Origin of the sequence: Mesorhizobium sp. M7A.F.Ca.US.006.04.2.1 (assembly GCF_004022915.1) — a bacterium.
Taxonomy (GTDB): Bacteria; Pseudomonadota; Alphaproteobacteria; order Rhizobiales; family Rhizobiaceae; genus Mesorhizobium; species Mesorhizobium ciceri.
On sequence record NZ_RZQA01000404.1, the window covers coordinates 1 to 5,651 of the forward strand.

Annotated in this window: 7 protein-coding genes; 5 read left to right on the forward strand and 2 right to left on the reverse strand. The window is 64.4% G+C overall.

What is annotated here, in order from left to right; all coding sequences use genetic code 11:
* The first annotated feature begins 354 nt into the window (after window positions 1-354).
* The 3 genes from EN925_RS20755 (at window position 355) to EN925_RS20765 (ending at window position 2,496) form a co-directional block, all read left to right on the forward strand.
* The gene (locus EN925_RS20755) at window positions 355-1,107 is read left to right on the forward strand and encodes a thioredoxin family protein (RefSeq protein WP_013530710.1); all 753 of its coding nucleotides are present in this window, start codon (window positions 355-357) and stop codon (window positions 1,105-1,107) included.
* 83 nt (window positions 1,108-1,190) lie between these two features.
* Window positions 1,191-1,451, forward strand: coding sequence for a hypothetical protein (locus tag EN925_RS20760; RefSeq protein ID WP_024501661.1), 261 nt, complete (start codon window positions 1,191-1,193; stop codon window positions 1,449-1,451).
* Window positions 1,452-1,491: 40 nt separating this feature from the next.
* On the forward strand, window positions 1,492-2,496 hold the full coding sequence (locus EN925_RS20765) for an NAD(P)-dependent alcohol dehydrogenase (RefSeq protein WP_127388327.1): 1,005 nt from the start codon (window positions 1,492-1,494) through the stop codon (window positions 2,494-2,496).
* A 62-nt stretch (window positions 2,497-2,558) separates the two neighbouring features.
* Here EN925_RS20765 and EN925_RS20770 read toward each other — a convergent pair whose 3' ends face one another.
* Entirely contained in the window at window positions 2,559-3,557 is a 999-nt protein-coding gene (locus EN925_RS20770; protein ID WP_127369005.1) for a bestrophin family ion channel, read from the reverse strand.
* Between the two features lie 56 nt (window positions 3,558-3,613).
* Complete coding sequence (locus EN925_RS20775; RefSeq protein WP_024501664.1) at window positions 3,614-4,234, reverse strand: TetR/AcrR family transcriptional regulator; 621 nt, start codon at window positions 4,232-4,234, stop codon at window positions 3,614-3,616.
* A 287-nt stretch (window positions 4,235-4,521) separates the two neighbouring features.
* Here EN925_RS20775 and EN925_RS20780 point away from each other — a divergent pair, with 287 nt between their 5' ends.
* Together EN925_RS20780 and EN925_RS20785 are read left to right on the forward strand one after the other, a co-directional pair.
* Window positions 4,522-5,019, forward strand: coding sequence for a (2Fe-2S)-binding protein (locus EN925_RS20780; RefSeq protein WP_013530705.1), 498 nt, complete (start codon window positions 4,522-4,524; stop codon window positions 5,017-5,019).
* Window positions 5,016-5,651: FAD binding domain-containing protein (locus EN925_RS20785; RefSeq protein ID WP_206632876.1), on the forward strand; the 636-nt coding region annotated here is incomplete at its 3' end. The genes EN925_RS20780 and EN925_RS20785, both read left to right, overlap by 4 nt.

The window sequence follows — 5,651 nt, forward strand, 5'->3', positions numbered from 1 at the left end:
GAGCGGGTCGCCTCCGGCCAGTGCCAGCGCAGCCGCGGTGATCAGCGAATCCATTCAAATCCCGTCACACTTGTAACTCCCACCCTTGTGCGTCGCCGCCCTAACTTAAATCCGTACCGTCAACCGGCAAGCCGCATCGGCAACTATCGGCAACGCGCGGCACGCCAAGGGAGAACCGACAATGCCAACCGACACTCCTCTCCACCCGGCCGAAGGCACCGTGAGGATGCGCCACCCCTGCTGCGACGGGCCGGCTCCTGCAAATCCCGTCACACTTGTAACTCCCACCCTCCCGCTTCACCGCCCTATTCTGGCTGACAGCAAGCGACAACCGACTGGCAAAGGAGACGACCAATGACCAAGCACATCGCAATGAAGACCCCGCCCATCGTTTCGAGGCAGGACTGGGAAGCCGCCCGCGAACAGATGCTGGTGAAGGAAAAGGCAACACTGCGCGCCAAGGACGCATTGGCCGCCGAGCGCCGGCGCATGCCGTGGATGGAAGTCGACAAGGCCTATGTGTTCGAGGGACCGAACGGCAGAGCGAGCCTGCTCGATCTGTTCGAAGGCCGCCGCCAGCTGATCGTCTATCGCGCCTTCTTCGAGCCCGGCGTGCATGGCTGGCCCGATCACGCCTGCCGCGGCTGTTCGCTGGGCGCCGACCAGGTCGGCCACCTCGCCCATCTCAACGCCCGCAACACCACGCTTGCCTACGCTTCGCGTGCCCCGCAGGCCGACATTGCGCGGCTGAAGCAGCGGATGGGCTGGCAGATGCCCTGGTACACAATCACTGACAGTTTCGACAAGGACTTCGGTGTCGACGAATGGCACGGCCACAACGTCTTCATCCGTGACGGCGATCGTATCTTCCGCACCTACTTGATTAACAGCCGCGGCGACGAAGCGATGGGCACCGTCTGGAGCTATCTCGACGCGACGCCGCTCGGCCGCCAGGAAATCTGGGAGGATTCGCCCGAAGGCTATCCGCAGACTCCACTCTACTCCTGGTGGAACTGGCACGACAATTACGACGCCGGGGCCGACAAGAAATGGGAAGAAGTGTCTGCTGCCGGTGAGGCCGCATTCCGCGACAAGGGCGAGCAGTAACGGTTGTCCAGTCTGGGTTCCTCTCCCCACTCCGTGGAGAGAGGAACCTGTCGTGGCTGGCATGATCATCAAGGATCAAGGCGATGAGCGATATCCACACAGGTGCCGGCAGCACGATCCCAGAAGCCGCCACCCTCGGGCTGGCCGACTGGCTTTGCCTTGCCGCGGCACCGACCTTCGCCGTGATGGCGCTGCTCACCTGCATCTTCAGCGGCGATGCGGCCATGCAGTGCATGGGCACCGACGCCTCGCCCCTCACGGGCATGGCTGCGATGTATCTGCTGATGAGCGCCTTTCATCTGGCGCCCTGGCTGCGGGTGATCTCCGGCCGGCAGGCCCGCTAGGCCCTTGCAATTCTAGACACCCCACACATCGGAGAAGACAATGAGACTGGTCAGGCTGAGAGCGCCGGGCGGCTTGGGCAATCTCGACCTGGTCGAGGAAGATCCGCCCCAGCCAGGGCCGGGCGAGGTGCTGGTCAGGATCCGGGCCTGCGCGCTGAACATGCGCGACGACTTTGCCGTGCAAGGCAAGATGCCTCTCGCCGACGGCCGCGTTCCGCTCTCCGACGGCGCCGGCGAAGTGATTGCCCTCGGCGACGGTGTCGATGCACTCAGGCCCGGAGACAGCGTCGTCAGCGTCTTCTATCCCTGGTGGCTGGGCGGTGACATGACGCCCTGCACCCGGCGCGATATTCCGGGAGACAGTTTCGACGGCTTCGCCAGCGAGTATGTCTGCATGCCGGCGCACGCTTTCACCAGGGCACCGGCAGGCTATACGCATGTCGAGGCGGCGTCGCTCACCTGCACGGGCGTTACTGCCTGGCGCGGCCTGATTGTGTGCGGCAAGGTGAAGCCGGGCGACGCAGTGCTGGTCCTCGGTTCGGGCAGCGTATCGCTGTTCGCGCTGCAATTCGCCAAGGCCGCCGGCGCCCGGGTCATCGCCACCTCATCCGACGAGCAGAAGCTGGAAAGGCTCAAGCGCCTCGGAGCCGACGCCGTCATCAACTACAAGTCCGTCCCGGACTGGGGCCGCAAGGCCAAGGATCTGACGGGCGGGCGCGGCGTCGATCACGTGATCGAGGTCGGCGGACCCGCCACGCTGGCGCAGTCGATTATCGCCTGCCGCACGGGCGGTCACATCGCGCTGGTCGGCGTCCTGACCGGCTTTGCGGCGGAAGTGTCTATCCCAGCCCTGTTTTCCAACCAGATCCGCATCAGCGGCATTTCCATCGGCAGCCGGGCCGACCAGGAGGATATGATCCGCGCGATAGAGTCCAGCAGGCTGAAGCCCGTCATAGACCGCCACTTTCCGCTGCAGGACATCGCCACCGCCTTCGCGCATTACGAATCCCGAAAGCATTTCGGCAAGGTCTGCCTTGACGTTTGAGCGTCCTCCGCCAGCAGCACGATGAAGGGGACCGCCGGGGCCGCGCCTCGTCGTGATCCTGCCTAGGTCGCGATGTCGTTGACCGGCAGCAGGGGCTTGGGAAGGTCGCTCTCGCCGAGCCCGCTACGCAACTCGATCTCGATGTCGCGGCAAATCTGCGAGATCGGAACGTCGTTGGCATTGCCCTCGAACGGGTTGGCGCTGCTTTCGCCGACCTGGTCGAGAGACATGTAGGCCCAGCCGAGCAGCGTGCTGAACGGGATCGTCAGCCAGATCGCTATCGACCCGAGCACGCCACCCAGTTTGCCCATATCGGCAAAGACGGGAACGACCCCGAACGGCAACAGTGTGCAGAAGATCATCACGAACATCGAACTGACGATGGCGTATTGCCGGGGATAGGGATTGTTCTTGATGCGATCGCAGCGCGCCTGCTGGTCATGGAAGTCGCGGATCAGCTTGGTCAGTTCGCCATAGATCTGAGGAGGGAGCTTTGTGTCCTTGAACAGCGCATTGACCTGGACAGATTGCAGTTCGAGCAGGGCTATCGCCGGCTGGGGCGATTTCAGGACGTCCTCGGCCTGTTCGGCGAGCAGCGGACGCAATTCGTCGCCGAGCGAGCTCGCATCCTCATGGATACGGTAGCGCCGCCGGTATTCGATATTGGCGGCCCGCGCCATGGACTCCCATGGCATCGGCCGGCGCAGGGAAAAGCGCAATGCCGTCATCCAGGCGATGTGGCGATAGATGAGCTGTCTGGCCGTCGGCGCGTCGAGGAAATCCCTGCAGAAATTGGACCACAAACGGCTGCTGGCCGTAATTTGCGTAAAAGCCTGCAGCGCGTCGCTGCTGCGGGTGAACACCTGCGAATTCTTGAACCCGGCGACGAGTGACACGGTGGTGCCAAGCACCAGCACCACCGACCATGGCACCGAAAACCCGGCGATGCCTGGAAGACGGTAGGCCGCCACGGCCAGACCGCTCACCACCACCATGTAGATGACGCTGCGCCGCGACCACAGCGCGAAATCGATCAGTTTGTAGGAACGGCCTACATACATCGTATCCCCTCAACTCATCGATAGGTCTGGTTTTGCACGGCCGGAATCTGGTCGCCTCATTGTGCCTTTGCAGCCCCGAACCGCAACCCGTCCATCAACAGCTTGACCAGCCGGCGCGAGCGGTCGCGCCATTCGGGGGTGTCGGGCGCTGAATAGATGCCGCCCAGCGCGTGCAGCACGTCGGAAGCGTCGACGTCGCCGCGAATGGTGCCGTCGGCCACCGCCGCCTCGACCAGGCGTCGCAAGGCTTGCGACACCCGGCCGAACGTGTCGGAAAACAGCGTCGAATTGGTGGTGAGCACAATGCGCAGGCTGGTCGCCAGGCCGCGCTTGGTGGCGATGTAGTCGACGAAGCGCTGCATCCACTGTTCCAGCGCGACATCGGACGGATGTTTTTGGGCAAGCTCGCCGGCGGCCGCGCACAGCGCCTCCACCTCACGACGATAGACCACCTCGACCAGATGCTCGCGCGTCGGGAAATGCCGGTAGAGCGTGCCGATGCCGACGCCGGCGCGGCGCGCGATCTCCTCCAGCGAGCCATCGATGCCGCGCTCGGCAAAGACTGACACCGCCACCTCGACCAGCCGGTCGCGGTTGCGCCGCGCATCGGCGCGCAGCGGCTTTGCGTCTACGGCCTCGGCCTTCTGTTCAGCAATGGCGGACGGCTCGCTGGCCAATTTTTTCTCCACATCGTGTCAGGGGGCTTGAATCCGGCAGGGTCAGCCACCACGTAATAAACGGAGGCGCCTCCGTTTTAGTGGAGCACCTTTATCATATAATCAGGGGAACCGGTATGTCACGTCTTTCGAACACGCAAGCCGACATCTCCCCTGCCCGCCTGCCTCGCGGGAGATCCGCCATCTCCGCTTTCGCCGTCAAGACCTGACCCAACGGTTACCTTGCCCTTCTGCGGCAAGGCACCAGTTCAATCCCATCCGCGTCAAGCAACTGGAGCCAGACGCCCATGACCAGCCTTCCCATTACCCTCACCATCAATGGCCACCGACACCAACTGGAGGTCGATCCACGCGTAACCCTGCTCGACCTGCTGCGCGAGCGGCTCGATCTCACCGGCACCAAGAAGGGCTGCGACCGCGGCCAATGCGGCGCCTGCACGGTGCTGGTCGACGGCAAGCGCATCAACTCATGCCTGGCGCTGGCGGTCAGCCATGACGGCGCCCAGGTCTTGACCATCGAAGGCGTCGCCAACGGCGAGGAACTGCATCCGGTGCAGGCCGCCTTCATCGCCCATGACGGCTTCCAGTGCGGGTTCTGCACACCCGGCCAGATCATGAGCACGCTCGGCCTGATCGCCGAGGGCCAGGCCGGCGACGACCCCGAACGCATCCGCGAGGGGCTGAGCGGCAACATATGCCGCTGCGCGGCCTATGGCGGCATCGTCGAGGCCGTCCTGGAAGCCCAGCAACAGCTTGTCAAAGCCGACCGGAGGACCGCGGCATGAGAGACTTCGATTACATCAGGCCCGCCACCATTCCCGACGCCATCGCCGCGGCAGCCGAGCCGGGCTCGGCCTATCTCGCCGGCGGCACCAATCTGCTCGACCTGATGAAAGGCGGCATCACCAGTCCCGAGCGTATCGTCGACATCTCCCGGCTGCCGGAGCTCAACCGCATCGAACGGCTGGACGATGGTGGCCTGCGCATCGGCGCGCTGGTCCGTAATGCCGAGCTTGCTTACGATCCGGCGTTCGCCAAATCCTATCCGGCGGTGGCCGAGGCGCTGCTGTCGGGTGCTTCGGCGCAGCTTCGCAACGCCGCCACCGTCGGCGGCAATCTGTTGCAGCGCACGCGCTGCAGCTATTTCTACGACACAGCCAGCGCCTGCAACAGGCGCGAGCCAGGCGCCGGCTGCGATGCGCTGGGCGGCGAAAACCGCCTGCACGCCGTGCTCGGCTGGAGCGACGCCTGCATCGCCACCCACCCGTCGGATTTCTGCGTGCCGCTGGTGGCGCTCGACGCCGTGGTCGAGATCGAAGGCAAGAAGGGCCGGCGCCATGTTTCGCTGGAGGAATTTCACCGGCTTCCCGGCGAAACGCCGCAGCGGGAGAATGCGCTGGAGCCCGGCGACCTGATC

Coding starts and splice junctions, on each gene's coding strand:
- EN925_RS20760 (WP_024501661.1), top strand. CDS start 1,191: ATGAGCGATATCCACACAGGTGCCGGCAGCACGATCCCAGAAGCCGCC.
- EN925_RS20755 (WP_013530710.1), top strand. CDS start 355: ATGACCAAGCACATCGCAATGAAGACCCCGCCCATCGTTTCGAGGCAG.
- EN925_RS20765 (WP_127388327.1), top strand. CDS start 1,492: ATGAGACTGGTCAGGCTGAGAGCGCCGGGCGGCTTGGGCAATCTCGAC.
- EN925_RS20770 (WP_127369005.1), bottom strand. CDS start 3,557: ATGTATGTAGGCCGTTCCTACAAACTGATCGATTTCGCGCTGTGGTCG.
- EN925_RS20780 (WP_013530705.1), top strand. CDS start 4,522: ATGACCAGCCTTCCCATTACCCTCACCATCAATGGCCACCGACACCAA.